Origin of the sequence: Ornithinicoccus hortensis (assembly GCF_006716185.1) — a bacterium.
In the GTDB taxonomy this organism is placed as follows: Bacteria; Actinomycetota; Actinomycetes; order Actinomycetales; family Dermatophilaceae; genus Ornithinicoccus; species Ornithinicoccus hortensis.
On record NZ_VFOP01000001.1, the window covers coordinates 2,718,212 to 2,739,523 of the forward strand.

The 21,312-nt window shown below is 72.8% G+C and carries 17 protein-coding genes; 5 read left to right on the forward strand and 12 right to left on the reverse strand.

The genetic code is table 11. The features are described 5' to 3' along the window. Window positions 1–23 precede the first annotated feature (23 nt). The 3 genes from FB467_RS12735 to FB467_RS12745 are packed head-to-tail and all read right to left on the reverse strand — an operon-like array spanning window position 24 to window position 2,220. Window positions 24–563, reverse strand: a complete 540-nt coding sequence (locus tag FB467_RS12735; protein WP_228393347.1) for a DnaJ family domain-containing protein — start codon at window positions 561–563, stop codon at window positions 24–26. 38 nt (window positions 564–601) lie between these two features. Further along, window positions 602–964 (reverse strand): MmcQ/YjbR family DNA-binding protein, encoded by a 363-nt coding sequence (locus FB467_RS12740; RefSeq protein WP_141785429.1) that lies wholly within the window; start codon window positions 962–964, stop codon window positions 602–604. A gap of 32 nt (window positions 965–996) precedes the next feature. Further along, entirely contained in the window at window positions 997–2,220 is a 1,224-nt protein-coding gene (locus FB467_RS12745) for an MFS transporter (RefSeq protein ID WP_141785430.1), read from the reverse strand. Window positions 2,221–2,405: 185 nt separating this feature from the next. Between FB467_RS12745 and FB467_RS12750 the strand changes: the two genes are divergently transcribed. Further along, the gene (locus FB467_RS12750; RefSeq protein WP_141785431.1) at window positions 2,406–3,821 is read left to right on the forward strand and encodes a sugar porter family MFS transporter; all 1,416 of its coding nucleotides are present in this window, start codon (window positions 2,406–2,408) and stop codon (window positions 3,819–3,821) included. Between the two features lie 79 nt (window positions 3,822–3,900). After that, window positions 3,901–4,458, forward strand: coding sequence for a Uma2 family endonuclease (locus tag FB467_RS12755; protein WP_141785432.1), 558 nt, complete (start codon window positions 3,901–3,903; stop codon window positions 4,456–4,458). A gap of 11 nt (window positions 4,459–4,469) precedes the next feature. Here the strand turns inward: FB467_RS12755 and FB467_RS12760 are convergent, their stop codons facing one another. From FB467_RS12760 to FB467_RS12785, 6 genes are all read right to left on the reverse strand, one after another. Next, complete coding sequence (locus FB467_RS12760; RefSeq protein WP_141785433.1) at window positions 4,470–5,693, reverse strand: MFS transporter; 1,224 nt, start codon at window positions 5,691–5,693, stop codon at window positions 4,470–4,472. Continuing rightward, window positions 5,686–6,447: a zinc metalloprotease gene (locus FB467_RS18510; protein WP_153390299.1), complete on the reverse strand. Its 762-nt coding sequence runs from the start codon at window positions 6,445–6,447 to the stop codon at window positions 5,686–5,688. Before FB467_RS18510 ends, FB467_RS12760 begins: the two co-directional genes overlap by 8 nt. Window positions 6,448–6,518: 71 nt before the next feature. Further along, window positions 6,519–7,697, reverse strand: a complete 1,179-nt coding sequence (locus tag FB467_RS12770; RefSeq protein ID WP_141785434.1) for a glycosyltransferase family 4 protein — start codon at window positions 7,695–7,697, stop codon at window positions 6,519–6,521. Next, window positions 7,694–8,713 carry a Gfo/Idh/MocA family protein gene (locus tag FB467_RS12775; protein ID WP_141785435.1) on the reverse strand — a complete coding sequence of 340 codons (1,020 nt, stop codon included), beginning with the start codon at window positions 8,711–8,713 and terminating at the stop codon, window positions 7,694–7,696. The genes FB467_RS12770 and FB467_RS12775 overlap by 4 nt, the downstream gene beginning before the upstream one ends. Next, window positions 8,713–9,834 carry a DegT/DnrJ/EryC1/StrS family aminotransferase gene (locus FB467_RS12780; protein ID WP_141785436.1) on the reverse strand — a complete coding sequence of 374 codons (1,122 nt, stop codon included), beginning with the start codon at window positions 9,832–9,834 and terminating at the stop codon, window positions 8,713–8,715. The genes FB467_RS12775 and FB467_RS12780 overlap by 1 nt, the downstream gene beginning before the upstream one ends. Further along, window positions 9,831–10,427 (reverse strand): acyltransferase, encoded by a 597-nt coding sequence (locus FB467_RS12785; protein ID WP_141785437.1) that lies wholly within the window; start codon window positions 10,425–10,427, stop codon window positions 9,831–9,833. The genes FB467_RS12780 and FB467_RS12785 overlap by 4 nt, the downstream gene beginning before the upstream one ends. A gap of 35 nt (window positions 10,428–10,462) precedes the next feature. On the opposite strand from FB467_RS12785, the gene FB467_RS12790 reads away from it, so the two are divergent. Both FB467_RS12790 and FB467_RS12795 read left to right on the forward strand, forming a co-directional pair. Continuing rightward, window positions 10,463–11,146 (forward strand): glycosyltransferase family 2 protein, encoded by a 684-nt coding sequence (locus FB467_RS12790; protein ID WP_141785438.1) that lies wholly within the window; start codon window positions 10,463–10,465, stop codon window positions 11,144–11,146. Window positions 11,147–11,155: 9 nt separating this feature from the next. Next, window positions 11,156–11,533, forward strand: coding sequence for a DUF2304 domain-containing protein (locus FB467_RS12795; RefSeq protein WP_141785439.1), 378 nt, complete (start codon window positions 11,156–11,158; stop codon window positions 11,531–11,533). Here FB467_RS12795 and FB467_RS12800 read toward each other — a convergent pair. Both FB467_RS12800 and FB467_RS12805 read right to left on the reverse strand, forming a co-directional pair. Then, window positions 11,494–12,303, reverse strand: coding sequence for an inositol monophosphatase family protein (locus tag FB467_RS12800; RefSeq protein ID WP_141785440.1), 810 nt, complete (start codon window positions 12,301–12,303; stop codon window positions 11,494–11,496). The two genes, FB467_RS12795 and FB467_RS12800, sit on opposite strands and share 40 nt — an antisense overlap. 49 nt (window positions 12,304–12,352) lie before the next feature. Continuing rightward, window positions 12,353–12,901 (reverse strand): gamma carbonic anhydrase family protein, encoded by a 549-nt coding sequence (locus FB467_RS12805; protein ID WP_141785441.1) that lies wholly within the window; start codon window positions 12,899–12,901, stop codon window positions 12,353–12,355. Window positions 12,902–12,967: 66 nt separating this feature from the next. Between FB467_RS12805 and FB467_RS12810 the strand changes: the two genes are divergently transcribed. Next, on the forward strand, window positions 12,968–15,799 hold the full coding sequence (locus FB467_RS12810; RefSeq protein WP_141785442.1) for an FAD-binding and (Fe-S)-binding domain-containing protein: 2,832 nt from the start codon (window positions 12,968–12,970) through the stop codon (window positions 15,797–15,799). A 76-nt stretch (window positions 15,800–15,875) separates the two neighbouring features. Here the strand turns inward: FB467_RS12810 and FB467_RS12815 are convergent, their stop codons facing one another. Further along, entirely contained in the window at window positions 15,876–21,155 is a 5,280-nt protein-coding gene (locus FB467_RS12815; RefSeq protein WP_141785443.1) for a cell wall-binding repeat-containing protein, read from the reverse strand. Window positions 21,156–21,312 lie beyond the last annotated feature (157 nt).

The window sequence follows — 21,312 nt, forward strand, 5'->3', positions numbered from 1 at the left end:
GTCCGGCGTCAGCCTAACGGTGCTCAGCCGGTATTCCAGGTGCGCTGCCACCAGCGGCGGCGTGGCGCTGCGCCGTCGACCGTGGCCGGCTCGCCGGCCGACTCGGCCGTCACCGCCTGGTGCGCCTCCCGGGCCTCCCTCCAGGCCGCGACCATCTCCTCGATGTCGACCCGCCCGACGACCACCGGCGAGCCGGTGCCGAAGTAGGGCTTGCGACGGTCGGCCAGGACCCGTTCGTTGAAGTCCTCGAGCCGCTGCCGGACCTGGGCCTCCTCGGCCAGCTCGACCAGCGCCTCCGGGAAGGTCGAGCGCTCCCGGCGGAGCGCCAGGGCCGTCGGCAGCGCCCCGGTCATGTCCAGCTTCTCCCGCTGGATCAGCCCCTTGATCCACCAGTCGGGGTCGTCCCCCGCCCGGTCGATGCGGTCCAGCGGTTTGCCCGCCCCGGGCAGGTCGTCGAAGTCGCCGTTGCGCTGGGCCTGCTGGATGGCATGGTCCACCCAGGTCTCGATCTTCTGCAGGTCCATCCGCGGCCGCGCGGTCGCGGCCTCCGCCTGGTCGGGCACGGCGCGCGCCTGGTCCGTCCGTCCTGGTTCCGGTCCACTCATCCTGCCCACCCCTCGGGTCGGTGCTTCTTCGGCAACCGCGCGACCACCAGCCGGTAGGAGTCCTCGATCGCCTCGATCAGTTCATCGTCCGGGATCGCGCCGCCCCGGGCCAGCGAATTCCATCCGGACCGGCCGATGTAGGCCATCACGGAGGCATCGTCCGGATAGCGGTCGAGCCACTCGTCGGCCTCCTCCCGGGTGACCGCGGCCTTGATCCCGATCGACCCGGAGCCCAGGAAACAGAAGATCTTGCCCGCCCCCGCAGGCCCGACCTTGGCGACCTGGTCGCCCTCCCACGGCTCGTCCGGCCAGGCGCCGGGCAGGCCGAGTGCGTGGTCCCTGATGTGGTCCTGCGCCATGGCCCGCCTCCCGCGGTCGAGGTCCCTCCAGGCTAACGCGTGCGCCGGTGCAGCCAGAGGGAGAGCCCCAGGACGGCCAGGCCGGCCATCGACAGCGCCGCCCCGACCCAGCTGGCCGCCTGGTAGCCCCACCCGGCGTGGATCACCGCGCCCCCGAGCCAGGCACCCAGCGCGTTGGCGAAGTTCAGCGCGGCGTGGTTGCTCGCGGCGCCGATCGTCTCCGCGTCCCCGGCGACCTGCATCAGCCGCAGCTGCAGCACCACCACGAGCACGGACGCGGCGGCGGACACGGCGAAGACGGTCAGCAGGGCCGGCACCGCCCACTGCGAGGTCACCGTGAAGGTCGCCAGCAGCAGCCCCGTGGCGACCAGCGCGATGAGCAGCCCGCGCAGCACCGACCAGTCGGCCAGCCAGCCGCCGACGAGGGAGCCGACCGCGCCGCCGATGCCGAAGACGAGGAGGAACCACGGGACCGCCGACTCACCCAGTCCGGTGACCTCAGTGACCGTCGGGGCGATGTAGGAGTACATCGCGAACATCCCGCCGAAGCCCACGGCCCCGATCAGCAGGGTCAACCAGACCTGCGCGCGGCGGAAGGCCGCCAGCTCGCGGCGCCCGCTCGCGGTCCGGTCCCCCGGGGTGCGCGGGACCCACCGGGCGACGAGGGCGACCGTCAGCACGGCCACCGCCGCCACGAGCCAGTAGGCCGAGCGCCAGCCCATGGTCTTTCCCAGCCAGGTCGCCGCCGGCACCCCGGCCATGTTGGCGATCGGTATGCCGAGCATCACCCGGCTCACCGCGCGCCCCTTCTGCCCGGGGGCGGCGAGCGAGGAGACGATCAGCGCCGAGACCCCGAAGAAGGCCCCGTGCGGCACGCCGGAGAGGAAGCGGGCCAGCACCAACCACTCGTAGGAGGACGCCAGGGCGCTGGCGATGCTGCCGAGGGTGAAGACGGCCATCAGCGCCAGGGCGAGACCGCGGCGCGGCAACCGTGCCCCGAGCACCGCGACGACGGGCGTGCCGAGCAGCACGCCCACGGCATACGCGGAGATGGCGTGACCTGCGGTGGGGATCGAGACGTGGACGCCGTTCGCGATCTGCGGCAACAGGCCCATCGTCACGAACTCGGTGGTGCCGATCGCGAACCCGCCGACCACGAGGGCCGTGGTGACGAGGGCGAGGTGGGCCCGGGCCGGGGCGTCGAGGGTCTCGGGGGTGGGGTGTGGAGTGTGCGGGCGTGGCGGGGCCACGGTCATCCAGGGGCTCCTGTGGGGTTCGGGGACGTGGCCCGACGTCCCTGTCCGCGGCCGGCACCAGCACAATGCGCGTCCACCCCGCAATATTCCGAACGCCGTGGCCGCTGGTCCCGGACCGTGATCCGTGGTTGGCAGTCCACTACCCCTCACTGTCGAGGGCACCGGGTCGGAAGGGGATGTGTCCCATGGCTAGTCAACCGTCATCGACCGAGGAGCAGTACGCGACGGGGAGGGCGCTCATCCTGGCCGCCGTCGCCGCACTCGGCGGCTTCCTGTTCGGCTTCGACACGGCCGTGATCAACGGCACCGTCACGGCGGTGCGCGCGCAGTTCGAGATGGGCTCGGGACTCACCGGCTTCGTGGTGTCCTCGGCATTGCTGGGCTGCGTCGCCGGTGCCTATCTCGCGGGACGTCTGGCCGACCGGATCGGCCGCACCCGGGTGATGGTGATCGCCGCCGCCCTGTTCTTCGTCAGCGCCGCCGGGTCGGGCCTGGCCTTCGGTCCGGCCGACCTGATCGGCTGGCGGGTGCTCGGCGGGCTGGGGGTGGGCGCCGCCTCGGTGATCGCCCCCGCCTACATCGCCGAGATCTCCCCCGCCTCGATCCGTGGCCGCCTTGGGTCCCTGCAACAGCTGGCCATCGTGACCGGCATCTTCGTCGCGCTGCTCTCCGACGCCTGGCTCGCCGCGATCGCCGGTGGTGCCGCGGAGCAGCTCTGGTGGGGCATGGAGGCGTGGCGGTGGATGTTCATCGCCGAGGTAATCCCCGCGGCGGTCTACGGCGTGATGGCGCTGACCATCCCGGAGTCCCCCCGCTTCCTGGTGGCCCGGGGTGACCTCGAGCGCGCCCGCGCGGTGCTGGGCGAGGTGCTCAAGACCGGGATCGACGACCGGATCGCCGAGATCGTCCGGACGGTCAAGCGCGACGCCAGGTCCTCCTTCCGAGACCTGCTGAACCCCGGCGGCCGCGGGCTGCTGCCCATCGTCTGGATCGGCGTCGCACTCTCGGTCTTCCAGCAGTTCGTTGGGATCAACGTGATCTTCTACTACTCCTCGACGCTGTGGCAGTCGGTGGGCTTCACCGAGTCCGACGCGCTCACCCAGACCGTGATCACCTCCGTCACCAACATCGTGGTCACCCTGGTGGCGATCGCGCTGATCGACAAGATCGGACGCCGGCGACTGCTCACGATCGGCTCGGTGGGGATGTTCCTCACCCTGGGCACGCTGGCCTACATCTTCGCCACCGCCCCGCTGGTCCAGGGCGACGAGGGCCTGGAGCCCGCGCTCGGCGACACCCAGGGCGTCATCGCGCTCGTCGCCGCCAACCTGTTCGTGGTCTTCTTCGGTATTTCGTGGGGCCCGGCGGTGTGGGTGCTGCTCGGCGAGATGTTCAACAACAAGATCCGCGGCACGGCCCTCGGCCTGGCCGCCGCGGCACAGTGGCTGGCCAACTTCGCGATCTCGACCAGCTTCCCGGCGATGGCCGACGTCGGCCTGGGCTTCGCCTACGGGTTCTACACCCTGTTCGCATTCCTGTCGCTGGTGTTCGTGCTCAAGTTCGTGCCGGAGACGAAGGGCAGACAGCTCGAGGACATGTAGCCCGGGAGGCTGTGGACAACGGCCCCCTACTCCCCTCCAGGCACGGCACAGTGGTGCGGATGGGCAGGAAGGGGGCAGCATGGATCGCGTGACGCCCATCCCGCACAGCGGACCGCTCACCCGCGGGGACCTCGAGCAACTGCGCGGTGGCCACGACTCTGCGCGCTATGAGCTGCTCGACGGGAGCGTGCTGGTGACCCCGTCCCCCGGGCGGTGGCACCAGACCGCCCTGCTCAACCTGGTCCTCCTGCTCAACGACGGGCTCCCCGACGGGCTGGTGCTCCTGTTCGCACCGTTCGACGTCGTCCTGGCGGAGGACACCGTCCTCCAACCGGATCTCCTGGTGGCCCGACGGACGGACCTCACCGACCGGGACCTGCCGGCGGCACCGGTGCTGGCGGTCGAGGTGTTGTCGCCGAGCACCCGTCGGATCGACCTAGGCCTGAAGTTCGAGCGCTACCTGCGGGCGGGGTGTCCGTCGTACTGGGTCGTCGACCCGGTGGAGCCGTCCCTGAGCGCCTGGCGGCTCCGGGGCGGCCACTACCGCCTGGTCGCGGAGGTCACCGGCGAGGAGGTCGCGCGCTTGTCGGATCCGTTCCCGGTGGAGATCCGACCCGCCGACCTGGTCCGCGATTGAGGGAAACGGTGCTAGCCCTGCTGCGGCAGCTCGTCGTCGACGTAGCCCGGGCCGGCAGCGATGAGGCCGGACCCGGCCATCAGGAGGCCGACCAGCACGAGGAGCCCGAGGGGCAGGTTCCAGTTCCCCCCGAGGTCGAACAGCCAGCCGACCAGGAAGGGGCCCACGGCCGCCATCAGGTAGCCCATGGACTGGGTGAACCCGGAGACCCGGGTGGTGACCCGGGGATCGCGGGTGTGGATCGTGATCAGCGCGATGGCCAGCGGGAAGGCGGCCCCCGCCATCCCGAGGAAGACCGCCCACAGCCACGGGAGCGTGGTGGGGGCCAGCCACAGGCCCAGGTAGCCGGCGCTCAGCAGGGCACCCAGCAGCACGACGAGGACCCGCAGGTCGGAGTAGCGACCCACCATCCAGGGCATCAGGAAGCCGGTGGGGATCCCGAAGGCCGCGATGGTCGCACCGAGCACCCCGGCCATCGAGGGCGCCAGCCCGCTGTCCCGGTAGATCTGCGCGATCCAGGCGAACTGGATGTAGGCCTGGGAGGACTGCACCCCGAAGAAGACGGCCAAGGCGCATGCCTTCCTCGAGCGGAGCATCCCCCACATCGAGCCGGTCACCGCGCGCTGGCCGGGCAGCCTCCGGCGCTGCTCCACCAGCGCCAGCACCACCCACGGGATGCACGCCAATGCTGCGGTCACGCCCCACAGGCCGATGCTGCCGCGCCACTGCCCGGGCAGCGTGCCCGCGAGCGGGATGGCGAGGGCCGCCGGGATGCTGGCGCCCAGCGCGAGCCCGGTGGAGTACACCGAGGTCATCAGCGGCAGCCGGTTCGGGAAGTGTCGCTTGATGAAGGCCGGGATCAGCACGTTGCCGACCGCGACTCCCGCGAACGCGAGCAGCGAGAGCCCGATGAAGACGGCGACGTCGCCGACGACCGCGCGGGCCACCAGCCCGACGGCGGCGGCGAAGGCACCCACGGCGATGGCCGAGTTCAGGCCGATCCGGATCGCCAGGGTGACCGCCATCGCCCCGAACACCGCGAAGCCGAAACCGGGCAGCGCCCCCAGCACGCCGGCCGCGGCGGCGCTCATGTCCAGCCCGTCCTGGATCTCGGCGAGGACGGGTCCGATCGAGGAGGCGGCGGGCCGCAGGTTGAGGGCCAGGAAGAGGACGGCGATCGCCGCGAGCGCGGCGCGGCGGGCCGGCACGGCGGGGCGGGCGGGGGTGTCAGCCACAGGCCACGTTCCCCAGTCGGGCCAACCCGGCCAGGTCGCCGGTGCCGTAGGTCAGGTTGCGCGCCCCCTCGGCGTGCATCAGCTGGCTCTCGTCATCGACGTGGTCCAGCCCGACGAGGTGGCCGAACTCGTGGTCGACGATCGCCTGCCGGACCGCCGGCTCCCGCATGTCCTCGAAGGCGTCGACGTCGAGCACGACCACGCCGGACACGAACTGCTTGAAGCCGTTCGGCGCCTGCTGCACGGTGCTGCCGCCGATCCCGGCGATGCGCCCCTCGAGCTCGGACACCTCCTCCTCGTCGGCCCACATCACCAGGACCGGCTGGTCCCGGGTGCGGATGCCGCGCTCCCGGTCGGGAGTGGTGCCCACCAAGACGAAGACGAACCCGGTCGCCTCGCTGGTGCGCTCCAGGCTGGTGCGCACCAGCTCTTCGTGGTCCCCGGGGGCGCCGTCGGGATTGATCGCGACCTCGATCTCGCGGCACGGGTCGTAGCTCACCGGCGTCCCCGTGCCCGGTTGGGTGTCGACGAAGGCGTAGGCCGTGGCCGAGGACGAGGTCTCCGGCGCCGGGCGCAACCGGCTGGCCCCGCCCAGGCCCACCCGCTCCAGGGCGTCGGAGATCAGCAGCGGATTGAGCAGGAGCACCCCGACGAGCGCGAAGAGGAGGACCATGGCCAGGCCCGCCGGCGCCCTGCTCCGGCGCGGCCGTCCCATCGAGTCCCAACCGGGGGGCGGGGGCTCGGGAAAGGTCATGGTCGGCATTATCCGTCCCCGGGTGCCCCTGCCGGGCAGCACCCTCGACGTCCGCGCCGGTGAACCCGCTGCTAGGGGGCGGGAGCGAGCACCACGTCGGCGGCACCCTCCCCGGTGGCGGCCAGGGACCGGTGCGCCAGCACCCACGCCACGCGCCGGGCCCTCGCCTCCTCGTCCCCACCTGCCCGCAGCACCCGCAGGATGGCCGCCGCCACCTCGGTCTCGTCGTATGCCGTGGCCTCCCCGAGCCGGTGCGTCACCAGGTCCTCGGCCGCCGGACCGGGCCCGGCGTAGACCACCGGGGTGCCGCAGGCCAGGGCGGCGATCACCTTGGTGGGGTAGGCGAAGTCGTAGCCCAGCCCGGGTTTCACGCTGACCAGGGCGGCCGCCGCGGCCCGCTGCCAGGCGGCGGCCTCCTCCGGCGGCACGAGCGGGCGCAGCTCGATGGTGCCCGCGGGCAGGTCCTCGGCGATCCGGCGCAGTTCCGGCCACGAGCTGCCCTGCCCGAGGAAGACCAGCCGCGCGCCGGGTTCCTCGGCGACCACGTGGCGCATCGCCCGGGCGAAGACCTCGGCGCCCTGCCACTCCGAGGCGGTGCCGGCATACACCAGGAAGGGCGTGTCGGGAGCGGCGTCCGGTCGGTCCCCGTCGGGGGCGAAGGTGTCGGTGTCGATGCCGTTGGGGATGACCCGCACGGCCCGCCCGCCCAGGGCACGGACCCGTTCGGCGACTCCCTCGGAGACGGCGATCACGTCCCGGGCCCCGCGCAGGGCGTAGCGCTCGACGGCGCGCACCCCGGCCACCACGGGGGCGGGGGCGCCGGTGGAGGCGGACGCGTCGGACCAGATGTCGGCGGCGTAGTAGACGTAGGGCAACCGGCGCCGGGACACCAGCGACCGGAGCCCCGTCACCACCCGGACCACGGCGCCCGTCGTGGGCGGCGGCTCGACGAGGACGACGTCGGGCCGGCGCACGGTGAGCAGCCGCAGCGCCAGGGGCACGTCGAAGGAGAGGTACTGCAGGTAGCCGCGCACGTAGCCCGCCTCGTCCCGGAGCACCGGCCAGCGCCTCACCCGGGCTCCCGGCACGTGGCGGTCGTCCTCCGGTGCCCGGCCCGGGGGCGGGGCTGCGGTGAGCACGTCGACGTCCGCCCCGCGTCCGACCAGGGCCCGCACGACCGCCGCGAGCCGGAAGGTGGCCGCGGCGGCCTCGGGCGTGAAGATCCTGGTGGCGAGGGCGACCCGGGTCACAGGGCGATCGTCGTCCCGGTGGCCGCGGACTCCAGGATGGCCTCGACCACGGTGAGGGTGTGCACGCCCTCGTCCATGGTGACGGCCTCGGAGGGTTCGCCCCACAGCCGGTCGCGGAAGTTCTCTTGCTCCACCCGCAGCGGCTCGCGCTTGGCCAGGGCGTAGCGGATGGAGTCACCCTCGGACACGCCGCGGAAGACCGCGACCCGGTCCCAGTCGTTGGCCACGTCGCCGTTGGCCACGAAGGTCAGGTCCCCGGAGAGCATGTCGGCGATGAACGCGCCCTTCTCCCCCGTCGCGACGACCTGGCGGATCTTGACCGGGGACAGCCAGTTCACCACGTGGTTGACGATGATCCCGTTGGCCAGCCGGCCCGTGGCCACCACCATGTCCTCGTGCTCGCGCCCGGACCGGTGGGTGACCTGCGCCGACACCGTGGAGTACCCGGCCTGCGCGATCCACGCGGTCAGGTCCACGTCGTGCGTGGCCAGGTCCTTGACCACGCCCACGTCGGCGATCCGGGCCGGGAACGGGCCCTGCCGCGAGGTCGTGAGCTGGTACACCTCACCGAGCTCCCCTGCCTCGATCCGCTCCCGCATGGCCAACAGCGCCGGGTTGCACCGCTCGACGTACCCGACGCACCCGACCAGGCCGGCGTCGGCGAACGCCGCCGCCACCCGGCGGCCCTCCTCCACCGTCGCCGCGATCGGCTTCTCCACCATCGCGTGCACGCCCGCCTCCGCCAGCGCCAGCGCAACGGGCTCGTGCAGGTAGGTCGGCACCGCGACCATCGCCGCGTCGATGCCGGCAGCGATCAGGGCCGCCACGTCGGGCAGCACCTCCAACGGCCCGGCCACGCCGTGCTTGTCACCGTGCGGGTCGGCGACCGCCACCAGGTCCATCCCCTCCACCTCACGGATCACCCGCGCGTGGTGCCGGCCCATCGAGCCCAACCCGATCAGCCCCATCCGGATCGGCTGGCCCGCGGGCAACACTCCCCCGCCGGCGGCCCCCATCAGGACCCCGCCCCCACGACCGTGTTCACGGCCGTCGCGATCCGCTCCAGGTGCTCGGCCGTCAACGACGGGTGCACCGGCAGGCTGAACACCTCAGCCGCGGCCCGCGCCGTCACCGGCAGCGCCTCCGGATCCGCCGGGGCGAACCGGGCCAACGAGACCAGCTCGTGGTTCGGGATCGGGTAGTACACCCCGCAGCCCACCTTGTGCTCCTCCCGCAACGCGGCCACCACCGCGTCCCGCTCCTCCCGCGACGCCCCGGGGAGCCGGACCGTGTACTGGTGGTAGACGTGCTCACACCCCGGCCGGACCGGCGGCACCACCACCCCCTCCAGGTGCGCGTCCAACCACGCCGCGTTCTCCCGCCGCCGCGCCGTCCAGTCCGAGAGCTTGCCCAGCTGCACCCGCCCGATCGCCGCATGGAGGTCGGTCATCCGGTTGTTCAACCCCACGACCTCGTTCGCGTACTGCGTCTCCATCCCCTGGTTGCGCAGCAACCGCACCCCCCGGGCGATCTCCTCGTCGGCACAGGCCACCATCCCGCCCTCACCGGAGGTCATGTTCTTCGTCGGGTACAGGCTGAACATCCCGAACGTGCCGAACGAACCCACCGGCGCGCCGTCGATCCGCGCCCCGTGCGCCTGCGCCGCGTCCTCGAAGACCATCACCCCGGCCTCGTCGGCCACCTCCGCCAACCCCGCCATGTCGGCCGGGTGCCCGTACAGGTGCACCGGCATGATCGCCGCCGTCGCGTCCGTCACCACCGACCGCACCGACTCCGGGTCCAGGTTGAAGGTGTCCTCGGTGATGTCCGCGAACACCGGCCGGGCACCGGTCAACGCCACCGAGTTGGCCGTCGCGGCAAAGGTGAACGAGGGCACGATCACCTCATCACCGGCCCCGATCCCGGCCGCCAACAGGCCCAGGTGCAACCCCGAGGTCCCCGAGTTCACCGCCACGCACGTCCGGCCGTCCACCAGCTCCCGGGCGAACTCCTCCTCGAACGCCGCCACCTGCGGACCCTGCGCCACCATCCCCGAGCGCAACACCGCGTCCACGGCGGCCCGCTCCTGCTCCCCGATGATCGGCTTCGCCGCGGGGATCATCTCCAGGTCACTCATGCCTCCACCTTCCGGATCGTGTCGCCGTGCTGTTCGTATGTCGTGCCGTCGACCGGGCAGGTGAACCGCCCGTCCGGCGCCTGCACGAGGGGTTTGCCGGCCTCGCCGACCCAGCCGATCTGCCGGGCGGGGACCCCGACGACCAGGGCGTGGTCGGGGACGTCGCGGGTGACGACCGCGCCGGCGGCCACCGTCGCCCAGGCACCGATCGTGACGGGGGCGACGCAGACCGCGCGGGCGCCGATCGAGGCGCCCGTGCCGATCGTCACGCCGACCGCGTCCCAGTCGGCGGCGTCCTTGAGCGACCCGTCGGTGTTGACCGCCCGCGGGAAGGTGTCGTTGGTGAGCACGACGGCCGGGCCGATGAAGACCCCGTCGCCCAGCTGGGCGGGCTCGTAGACCAGGGCGTAGTTCTGCACCTTGCAGTGGTCGCCCAGGTGTACGCCGGGGCCGATGTAGGCACCGCGACCGATGATGCACCCGGCGCCGAGGCGGGCCCCGGAGCGCACCTGTGCCAGGTGCCAGACGCTGCTGCCGTCGCCGATCGAGGCGTCGTCGTCGATATCGGCGCTGTCCGCGATGCGAGTCGCCACCGGTGTCCTCCTGTGGGGTGGGAGACAATGCGTGCATGAGCCTAACGCCCCCGATGACCGACGCGTGGCTCGTGATCCCCCTCTTCAACGAGGCCAGCGTCATCGCCGAGGTGCTCGAGGGGGCCCGGGCGCGGTTCCCGCACGTGGTGTGCGTCGACGACGCCTCCACCGACGACTCGGCGCGGATCGCCGCGGCGGCGGGGGCCGTGGTGGTGCGGCACCCGTTCAACCTCGGCCAGGGCGCCGCCCTGCAGACCGGGATCCGCTACGTGCTCGAGGCCACGGACGCGACCTACCTGGTCACCTTCGACGCCGACGGGCAGCACCGGGTCGAGGACGCCGAGGCGATGGTGACCCGGGCCCGGGACGAGGACCTGGCCGTGGTCTTCGGGTCCCGGTTCCTGGACTCGCGCACCGAGCCGGGGTTCCTGCGCAAGATCGTGTTGAAGACCGCGGTGTGGATCACCAACCAGCAGACGGGGCTGCGCCTGTCCGACGCGCACAACGGCCTGCGGGTGGTGCGGCGCGACGCCGCGGAGACGCTGCACCTGAAGCAGGACCGGATGGCCCACGCCACCGAGATCGTGCTCCAGCTCGGCCGGTCCGGGCTGCCGTGGGCCGAGCACCCGGTCCACGTGCTCTACACCGACTACTCCCGGGCCAAGGGGCAGTCGCTGATCAACTCGGTCAACATCCTCATCGACACGATCCTGAAGTGAGGCGCTGACGTGCTGGACCAACCGCTGATCAAGACCCTGCTGCTGGTGGGCATCGTGGTGGTGACCGTGATGCTGACCCGCTCGACCAGCGGGTCCCGCCACCAGGCGGTCCGGCGGCTGCTGCTGATCGGGTTCGTCGGCCTGGCCGTGGTGGCCGTGCTCTTCCCCCGGCTGCTCACCCAGGTGGCCCAGGCCGTCGGCGTCGGGCGCGGCGCCGACCTGTTGCTCTACGGCCTGACGATCACCTTCCTGGGCTACGTCGCGGCCTCCTACCGGCGGATGCGGGTGCTCGAGCAGCACCTGACCACCCTCGCCCGGCAGCTGGCGCTGCGCGAGGCGATCGAGGATCAGGACCCCTCGCCGCCCGGGCCGAAGCCCCGGACCTGAGCCAGCTCCGGGCGCACCGCCTCGTAGCTGGCCCGGTCGGCCGCCGCCAGCAGCCGTTCCGGTTGTGAGCCGGCCCGGTAGGTCTCCCCCCGGCCGTCCCCGGCGAAGCCGCCCGCCTCCGTCAGCAGCAGGGTCCCCGGGGCGTGGTCCCACGGACGGCTGCGGCCGTAGACGATGAAGTCGGCCTCGCCCTCGACCAGCTTCGGGTAGTCCACGCCGCAACACACCCAGGTCAGTTCGAGCGCGGCCAGCCTTCCGTGCTTGGCCCCCACCTGTGCCCGGAGCGAGGTGACCCCGCGCAGCGCGGCCGGGTCGGCCGGCGGTGCGGGACGGGTGAGCCGCTCCCCGTCCCGGTAGGCACCGGCACCCAGCTCCGCGACATACGCCCGGTTGTGCTGGGGCTGCCAGATCCAGCCGCGGACCGCGGTCCCGAACCGGGTCTCGGCCACCATCACGGCGTGGTCCGGGGACCCGTGGACGAAGTTCTTGGTGCCGTCGACCGGGTCGACGGTAAACGCGTGCTCGGCGCCCAGGTAGGCCGCCATCAACGACGGCGCGGTCTCGTGCGCCTCCTCGCCGAGGATGACGGCACCGGGGTAGGCGGCGCTCAGCGCCCGGGTGATCAGCACCTCGGCCTGCTGGTCCGCGACGGTGACCAGGTCCCCCGGGTTCTTCTCGGTCACCTCCCCGTCGGCGAGGTCCCGGAAGCGGGGCACGATCACCTCCTCGGCCACGTCCTTGAGCAGGCTGAGGATCGCGTCGGTGTCCATCGCCGTCCCCCTTCGAGGTGCGTGAGCGGCGCGCCGCGGCGCGGCGGCCTCAGGAGTCCTGGCTGTCCAGGGCGGCCCGGTGGGTCCGGGCCAGGACCGGGTAGTGCGAGATGCCGGTCATCAGGCCGGCCCGCTCCTCCTCGGTGAGCTCACGGCGCACCTTGGCCGGGACGCCGGCGACCAGGGACCCGTCGGGCACCTCGGTGCCCTCGAGGACGACCGCACCGCCGGCGATCAGGCACTGGCTGCCGATCCGGGCGCCGTTGAGCACGACCGCGCCCATCCCGACGATGGTGCCGCTGCCCACGGTGCACCCGTGCAGGACCGCGTTGTGACCGACCGAGACGTCGTCGGCGATGGTGGCGGGGAACCCCTCGTCCGCGTGCACGACGACATTGTCCTGGAAGTTGGACCGCTCCCCGACGGTGATCTGCTCGTTGTCGCCGCGCAGCGACGCGCCGTACCAGACGCTGCTGCCGGGGCCGATCCGCACGCTGCCGCTGACCACGCTGTGCGGGGCCAGGAAGGCGTCCGGGTCGATCTCGGGCACCCGGTCTCCCAGGGGGAGCACCAGCCCGCGGGGGGTGTTGGTCGTCATCTGGTCAGCCACCTCGCTGTCTCGTCGGTATGCCCGACACTAGCCTGACCGCCCTATGCTCGGTCCATGAGTCCCCTGCCGACGCAGACCAGCCCGTGGGAGGACCTGGCGGACACCCTGAGCCGTGCGCTGGGCCCCGCCGCGGTGAGCCGCCGGGCGCTGGACCGGCACGCGATGGCCCACGACGCCTCGCACTACCTGCTCACCCCCGAACTCCTCGTGCGCCCGACCGACCGGGAGCAGGTCGCCGCGGTGCTGCGGGCCTGCGACGCCGCCGGCACCCCGGTGACCTTCCGGTCCGGCGGCACCAGCCTGTCCGGGCAGGGCATCACCGACGCCGTCCTGGTCGACACCCGGCGCCACTTCCGGGGGGTCGAGGTGCTCGACGGCGGCGCCCGGGTGCGGGTGCAGCCGGGCACGACGGTGCGCCAGGTCAACGCCCGGCTGGCTCCCTACCGGACCAAGCTCGGCCCGGACCCGGCCAGCGAGGGCGCCTGCACCATCGGCGGGGTCGTCGCCAACAACTCCAGCGGGATGCACTGCGGCACCGAGTTCAACACCTACGCGACGCTCGACTCACTGGTCCTGGTCCTGCCGACGGGCACCCTGCTGGACACGGCCGCCCCCGACGCCGCGGAGCGGTTGCGGACCCTGGAGCCGGACCTGTATGCCGGCCTGCTCCGGCTCCGCGAACGGGTCGCCTCCGACCCGGCCTCCGTGGCGACCATCCGGCGGCTCTTCGCGATGAAGAACACGATGGGCTACGGGTTGAACTCCCTGCTGGACTTCACCGACCCGCTGGACATCCTGGTGCACCTGATGATCGGCAGCGAGGGGACGCTGGGGTTCGTGGCGGAGGCGACCTTCCGCACTGTCCCGGTGGACCCGGCCATCGCGACCGGGCTCCTCGTCTTCCCCGACGTCACCACGGCGACCGGGTCCGTCCCCGACCTGGTCGGGACCGGGGCGGCGACCGCCGAACTGCTGGACGCCGCCTCGCTGCGGGTCTCCCAACGCGACCCGCAGTGCCCGCCCCAGATCCGGGACCTGCAGATCACCGACCACGCCGCGCTGCTCATCGAGTACACCGGCGGCACCGCCGAGGAACTCAGCGAGCGGGTCGCCGCCGCGACCCCGGCGCTGCGCTCGCTGCCGGTCACCGCGCCCGCCGAGCTCTCCGAGGACGGCGCCACCCGCACGGCGCTCTGGCGGGTCCGCAAGGGGCTGTTCAGCGCGGTCGCCGGGGCCCGGCCCCAGGGCACCAACGCCCTGCTCGAGGACGTCGTGGTCGAGGTGGGGCTGCTGGGCCAGACCTGCGCCTCGCTCACCGAGCTGTTCGACCGGCACTCCTACGAGGAGTCGGTCATCTTCGGCCACGCCAAGGACGGCAACGTCCACTTCATGCTCAACGAGCGCTTCGACGACGACGCCGCGATGGCCCGCTACGCGGCGTTCACCGAGGACATGGTCGACCTCGTCCTGGGCAACGGCGGCTCGCTGAAGGCCGAGCACGGGACCGGGCGGATCATGGCACCCTTCGTGCGCCGCCAGTACGGCGACGAGCTGTACGCCGTGATGTGGGAGCTCAAGCGCCTGATCGACCCCCGGGGCCTGCTCAACCCCGGCGCGGTGCTCTCCGACGACCCCGACTCCTACCTCAGGGACCTCAAGCCCAACCCCCGGGTGGAGGAGGAGGTCGACCGGTGCGTGGAGTGCGGCTACTGCGAGCCGGTCTGCCCCTCGCGGGACGTGACCCTCACCCCGCGGCAACGGATCGTGCTCCGGCGGGAGATGGTCACCGCCCGCGAGCGGGGTGACCACGCCCTGGCCCGGGAGCTGGAGCAGGACTACGTCTACGAGGGCGAGCAGACGTGCGCGGTCGACGGCATGTGCCTGACCGCCTGTCCGGTCCTGATCGACACCGGTGACCTGGTGCGCCGGCTGCGGCGGGAGACCGTCTCGCCGGTGGCGGACCGCGTGTGGGAGGGCGCCGCCCACGCCTGGGGCGCCACCGCCCCGGGAGCCGCCCTGGCGCTCAGCGCGGCGCGGGCCCTCCCCGCGGCCCTGCCCGTCGGGGTGACCGCCGCGGCCCGGGCGGTGCTCGGGCACGACACCGTCCCGCTGTACGACGACGGCCTGCCGGCCGGTGGCAGCCCCCGCCCGAGGCTGGACCAGCCGGGGGCCGAGGCGGTGCTGTTCAGCGCCTGCATCGGGCAGATGTTCGGCCCGGAGACCACGGCGGACGGTGCTCCGACCCCGGGCGCCGCCGAGGCCCTCCGCACTCTGTGCGAGCGCGCGGGTGTCCGGCTGCGCACCCCGGCCGACCCGGGCGCGCTGTGCTGCGGCACGCCGTGGAAGTCCAAGGGCCTCGGCCGTGGGTATGCGGTGATGGCCGACCGTGTCGTGCCGGCGCTGCGCGAGGCGACCGGGGGCGGGGCCATCCCGGTGGTCATCGAGGCGTCCTCGTGCGCCGAGGGGCTGGTCGAGATGCTGCGGGACCGGGCCCCGGAGCTGCGGGTGCTGGATGCCGTCGAGTTCGTCGCCGAGCAGGTGCTGCCCCGGCTGACCATCACCCGCAGGGTCGACTCGGTCGTGGTGCACCCGACCTGCTCGACCGAGCGGGCCGGGACCACCCGGCACCTGCTGGAGCTGGCCCGGGCGGTCGGCGAGGAGGTGTCGGTGCCCACCGGGTGGGGCTGCTGCGGGTTCGCCGGGGACCGGGGGCTGCTGCACCCCGAGCTCACCGCCTCGGCCACCGCGCCCGAGGCCGCGGAGGTGCGCGGGACCGGGCACACGGCATACGTGTCGAGCAACCGGACCTGCGAGATCGGGATGACCCGGGCCACCGGGCGGCCCTACCGGCACGTCCTCGAGCTGCTGCTCCACGCCACCGGCTGAGCGGCGCCCGTCCGGACGGTCGGGCGCCCACTGGGTGGGACCCGACCGCCCGGTCGGCGCTGCCGCGTCGGGCCGGCTACTCCAGCGTCCGCAGCTGGTCGGCCACGCCCTCGCTGATCGCGGCCGTCCCACCGAGCAGGAAGATCCTGCCGGGGTCGAGCCGGTCCAGCTCGGTCCAGGTTGCCTCCGGGATGCTGTCCTGCTTGACCAGCAGCACGGGCACGTCGGTGTCCGCGGCACGCGCGGCCCCGGCCAGTGCGTCCGGCCAGTCCTGCCCGGTCGCCACGAAGATGTCCTGCGACGTCTCGTGGTCCTGGGCGATCAGGGCCGCCGTCTCGTACCGGGTCGGCCCGGCCACCCGCTCCACCGGGCCGTAGGAGCCCAGGGCCTCCTCGACGTCGGCGGACACCGCCTGGGTGCCGCCCAGGAGCACGATCTGCTCCGGCGCCAACCGGCTCAGCTGCTCGGCCGTCGCGTCCGGCACCGCGTCGGGCCGGACCAGCAGCACCGGCCCGTCGAGCGCCCCGGCGCGGGCCGCGCCGGCGAGGGCGTCGGGGAACTTGCGACCGGTGGCGACGTAGACCACGTCGGCGGACGCGAAGTCCCCGGCGATGATGGCCGCGGTCTCGTACCGGTCGGCCCCGGCGTAGCGGACGACCTCGGCGTCGGGGACGAAGGCCGCGAGCTCGTCCTCGACCTCCTGACCGACCGCGCTCGTGCCACCGACCAGGACCACCGTGCTCGGCTCGAGCCGTTGCAGCTCGATCCGGGTGGTCTGCGGCAGCCACTCCGGGTGGGTCAGCAGCACCGGGGCCCCCTGGCTGCCGGAGGACGCGGCCGCCGCCAGGGCGTCCGGGTAGTCCTTGCCGGTCGCCACGAAGACGGTGTCCACGGGGCCGGGGAACAGCTGGGAGATCCTGGAGGCGGTGTCGTAACGGTCGACGCCCGCGACGCGGACCACCTCCGGCGGCACCGGCTCCGGGTTCTCCTCGCACGCGTTGTCCCGCATCGAGAAGTCCTGGGTGACGGTGTCCCCGCGGACCAGGTCCACCAGGTGCATGTCCGGCCGGTAGCCGGGCAGGCTCGCGGTCATCCGCAACCGGCCGACCTGGGTGTTGAACCAGCGCGCGTAGTCGCCCTCGTGGTTGGTCACGACGAGCCAGCCGTCGCCGACGTCCTCCCGCACCGGGTCGACGTTGATCGGGATGCTGTCCCCGGCGGTCTGGCCACCGTCGCACGCCTCGAGGTATGCCGTGCCCATCACCTTGCCCCACGTCAGCGGCGGGCTGACGTGCATCGCGACATCCACCGGGGTGGGTCGCACGGGGGTGTTGGCCGAGATGGTGACCTGACCGCTGTAGGTCCCCGGCTGGGCCACCGTGCTGCTGTCGGTCGTGACCAGCACGGTCACGCTGTCCCCGGGCTCCAGCACGGCCTCGGTGGTGTCGAGGTCGAGCCACGGGACGTCTGCGCCGCTCTCCGCACACTCGTCGAAGCCGGGCAGCTGCTCGGCGGAGTCGGTCGGGGAGAAGCCCCCGAGGTCGCCACCGATCCGGACCAGGCCGCAGGCACCGCCGCCGCGGTAGACCGCCTCGTTGGCCGCCGGGAACTCCGACCACGTGTCCGCGTCCGGGTCGTACCCGAAGGTGGCGTTGGTGATGTTGTCGTCCTGCACACCACCGACCACGACCAGCTGGTCGTTGGCCGCCGTGCCGGCGGCGCCCCAGACGGTGACCGGGGCCGGCGCGCCGTCGGCCCACGCGTCCTCCGCCGGGTCGTAGAGCAGCGTGTCGGCGAGCCCGGCGCCGTCGTCGTCGATGCCGCCGGCGCAGGCCAGCACACCACCGACGGCGCCACACACCGGGAAGGCGTTGGCCTGCGGCAGCGGGGCCAGCTCCGTCCACTCGTCCGCGGCCGGGTCGTAGGACTGGACCGTGTCGACGATCGGGAAGCAGTCGGCCGTGGTGCAGCCACCGACCACGACCAGCTGGCCGCCGAGCACGGCATACCCGCTGGAGGAGGTCGGTACTGGCATCCCCGCGGCCGCCGTCCACGCGTCGGACGCCGGGTCGTAGAGCCAGGTCTGGTCGGTGGGGTCGCCGTCCTGCCAGCCACCGGCGACCACGATCTGGCCGCCGACCACGCCGACCGCCGACGACTGTGCCGGGGCCGGGAGCGGTGCCACCGGCATCCACTCCAGCGCCGTGGCGTCGTAGCGCCACACCGCATCGGTGCTCTCGAAGCCGTCGGTGCCACCGATCGAGTACCACTGCCCCTCGACGGAGACCACCCGGTTGTCCAGCACCGGCAGCTCCAGCGGGGTCAGGTCGACCCACGGCTCCTCCGCCGTGCGGGGCGGGGCGGCGGTTTCGCCGGACGGCGCGGGACCGTCGCGGAAGGCGGCCACCGAGACGTCGGCCTCCCGGCTGACGACCGGGGCACCGGCGGACCCCAGGACCTCCTGGGTGGTCATCCGGCTGCCGTCGGCCCGCAGGATCTCGAACCCGACGTTGCGCTCGCCGAAGGTCACCTCGGCCGGGCTGGTCCCGTTGTTGGTGACGGTGAACTCGGCCGAGTCGCTCTCGCCCAGCTGCACCTCGGTCTCCAGGGAGGTCGGGTCGACCTCGAGCACCGCCGAGCCCAGCACGAAGTCGGCCCGGCCCACGTCACCGACCGGGACGTCCACGTCCTGCTGGTCGGTCCCGTAGTTGCGGGCGGACGCCTCGAACGGGGTGCTGCCGGTCAGCGCGGAGTACAGCCAGTAGAAGCCGTCCTCCAGCGCGTCGTCGTCCGGGGTCGCCCGCGTGGTCCCCACGTCGGAGGGGTTCTCCAGCGAGGTCACCCGGGCACCGAGGATCCCGGCACCGTCGGAGTCGTTCTGGACGTACCCGACGACCAGGCCACCGCCGTCCGGCAGGCACTGACGGCTGCCGATGAAGACGTCGTCGACCTGCCACCAGGCGTCCCAGTCCGCCTCGTAGTGGAACCGGACCTGGGTATCGGTGCCAGCCTCGTCGCCCAGCGGCAGCAAGACCGGTCCGGCGCCTGAACCGGCCGCCTCCCAGAGTGGGGTCCAGGTGGACCCGCCGTCGGTGCTCAGCTCGACCTGAGCCACCGAGCTGCCGAAGTCCTCCCGGTAATGGTTGAAGCCCACCGCAGGTGACTCGACCGCAGACAGGTCGACCACCGGTGAGACCAGGGTGGTGTCCTGCGGGTTGTCCGGACCGAGGAAGTCGCTGTTCACGACCGCGAAGTTGCCCTCGCCCCCGGTCCCATTCGGGATGTCGTAGGGGTCCTCGAAGACCCACACCCCGCCCGACCCGTTCAGGTCCTCGACCGTCCAGCCGTCGGGTGCCTCCGTCCCGTCGAAGCTCTCGGTGATCCCGTCCACCACGACCGAGTAGCCGGGCGCGTTGCAGGTCACGGCGTCGACGGGCAGCGCGAAGTCCTGCTCGACCGTGCCGTCCTCGGCGATGGTGACCTCGGCGGATCCCACCTGGTAGCCCGGGTACTGCGCGGTCGCGACCACGGTGTGCGTGCCCGCGGGCAGCACCAGCTCGTACGCCCCGGTCTCGGGGTCGGTGTAGCTGCCCACGGTCGGCTCGCCCTGCACGCTCAGCCGGGCGTAGAGCGGCCAGCCCTGCCCGCCGCCGTCCGTGACGGTGCCGGTCAGCGTCCCGCTGGGGGCGGGGTCCAGCGCCACGTCGTGCGTGACGGTGTCGTCGACCGGGATGGTCAGCGTGTCGGTGTCGGTGACGTAGCCGAACCGGCTGACGGTCACCGTGTAGTCCCCGGAGCTGAACCGCACCCGGTAGCTGCCGTCGGCGCCGGTGCGGACGCTGCGCTCGCGCTCCCCCTGCAGGAGCACCTGGGCACCCGCCACGGGGTCGCCGGTCGAGGCATCGGTCACCGTGCCCTCGACCGTGCCCGAGTCCGCGATCGGGGCGGCCGTGAGCAGGGCCAGCGCGTCGAGGCGTCCCTCGCCGAAGACGTTGTTGTCGGCGTCGGTGCCCCCGCACTGGTCGTTCGGGTTGTCGATGGCCGTGCCGTCGAGCAGCTCCTTGGTCAGCTCGATATCACCGACCAGCGCCGGGTCCGCCGACCAGAGCAGCGCGATGGCGCCCGCGACGTGGGGCGTGGCCATCGAGGTCCCGGTGAACGCCGCGTAGTCACCGCCGGGCACCGAGGAGGTGACCGCCGTGCCGGGCGCGGAGATGTTGGGCTTGATCTCCCCGTCCTGGCCCGCGCCGCGGGAGGAGGAGGACGCGATGTTGTGGTTGGCGTCGTAGTTGCCCACCGAGTAGTTGATGATCCGGCTTCCCGGGGAACCGCTGGTCTCACAGCCTGGTCCGATGTTGCCGTTGGCCCAGACGCCGAAGATCCCGGACGCCGCCCACGCCTCCGCGACGTCCTCCATGAAGGGGTCGTTGCTGGGTGCCGTGGTGCCCCAGGAGTTGTTGATGATGTGCGGACGCATCGACGCGTCGGGGTTCTCCCCGGTCAGGTCGGTCGGGGCCAGCATCCACTCACCGGACAGGATCAGTGCCTCGTCCGAGGGGCAGCACCCGTTGGCGGCGATCCAAGTGGCCCCCGGCGCGACCCCGATCTGGTGCTCTCCCCCGTCGTCGCCGACCATGGTGCCCATCGTGTGGGTGCCGTGGGCGTCGAAGTCCCAGGGCTCGTCCGACCCGGTGCCCGCCGCGTCGAACCAGTTGTAGTTGTGGTCGAACGTGCCGTCCCCGTTGTTCCCCCGGTACTGGTTCACCAAGGCGGGGTGCTCGTAGTCCACCCCGGTGTCGATGTTGGCCACGACGATGTCCTCGCCGGTGAGCCCGAACTGCGACCACACGTCGTCGGCGTTGACGTCCGCCACGCCCCACTCGACCGCGGTCGGGCCGACCACGGCCGGCTCCTCGACGGGTGTCGGGATCTCGTAGGCGGTGTTCGGATAGATCCCCTCGACCTCGGGGTCGGCGGCCAGCGTCGACACCAGCTCGGCGTCACCGTGCTTGACCAGGATCGCGTTGGAGATGAAGAACGGGGTGTATGCCGTGTGCGCGGCGTCGAGGTCCGCGCGGGCCTGCCGCTGGCTGGCCGCCGCGGTGGCGCGGAGCTCGCGGTGGACCGCCTCACCGCGGGCGTCCCAGTCCTCGATCTCGGCGAGGGCGTCGAGGTCGGGGCGGTCGGCGAAGCGCACCAGGAAGGTCGCCTGACCGTCCGCGTCGAGCGCCTGGGCCACCTCGTGGCTGACCTTGTCGCCGGCGTCCGCCGCCGGCTCGGCCGGGGTGGCTCCGGCGCCCGCACCCAGCGCCATACCCCCCATCGTGGCGAGCAGCCCGCTGAGGGCCACGGCCACCCAGCGTCGTTTGCCGCCCCGGGCGCCCTGGCCCCGGCGTGTGCTTGACGAACCCATAGCCCTGCCCCTTTGCACGGCGCCCGCCCGGGAGGAGTCCCCGGGGACACGGACGTTGGGACGAACCTAGGACCGCGCGGGTGCCGGGGGCATCCGCGCA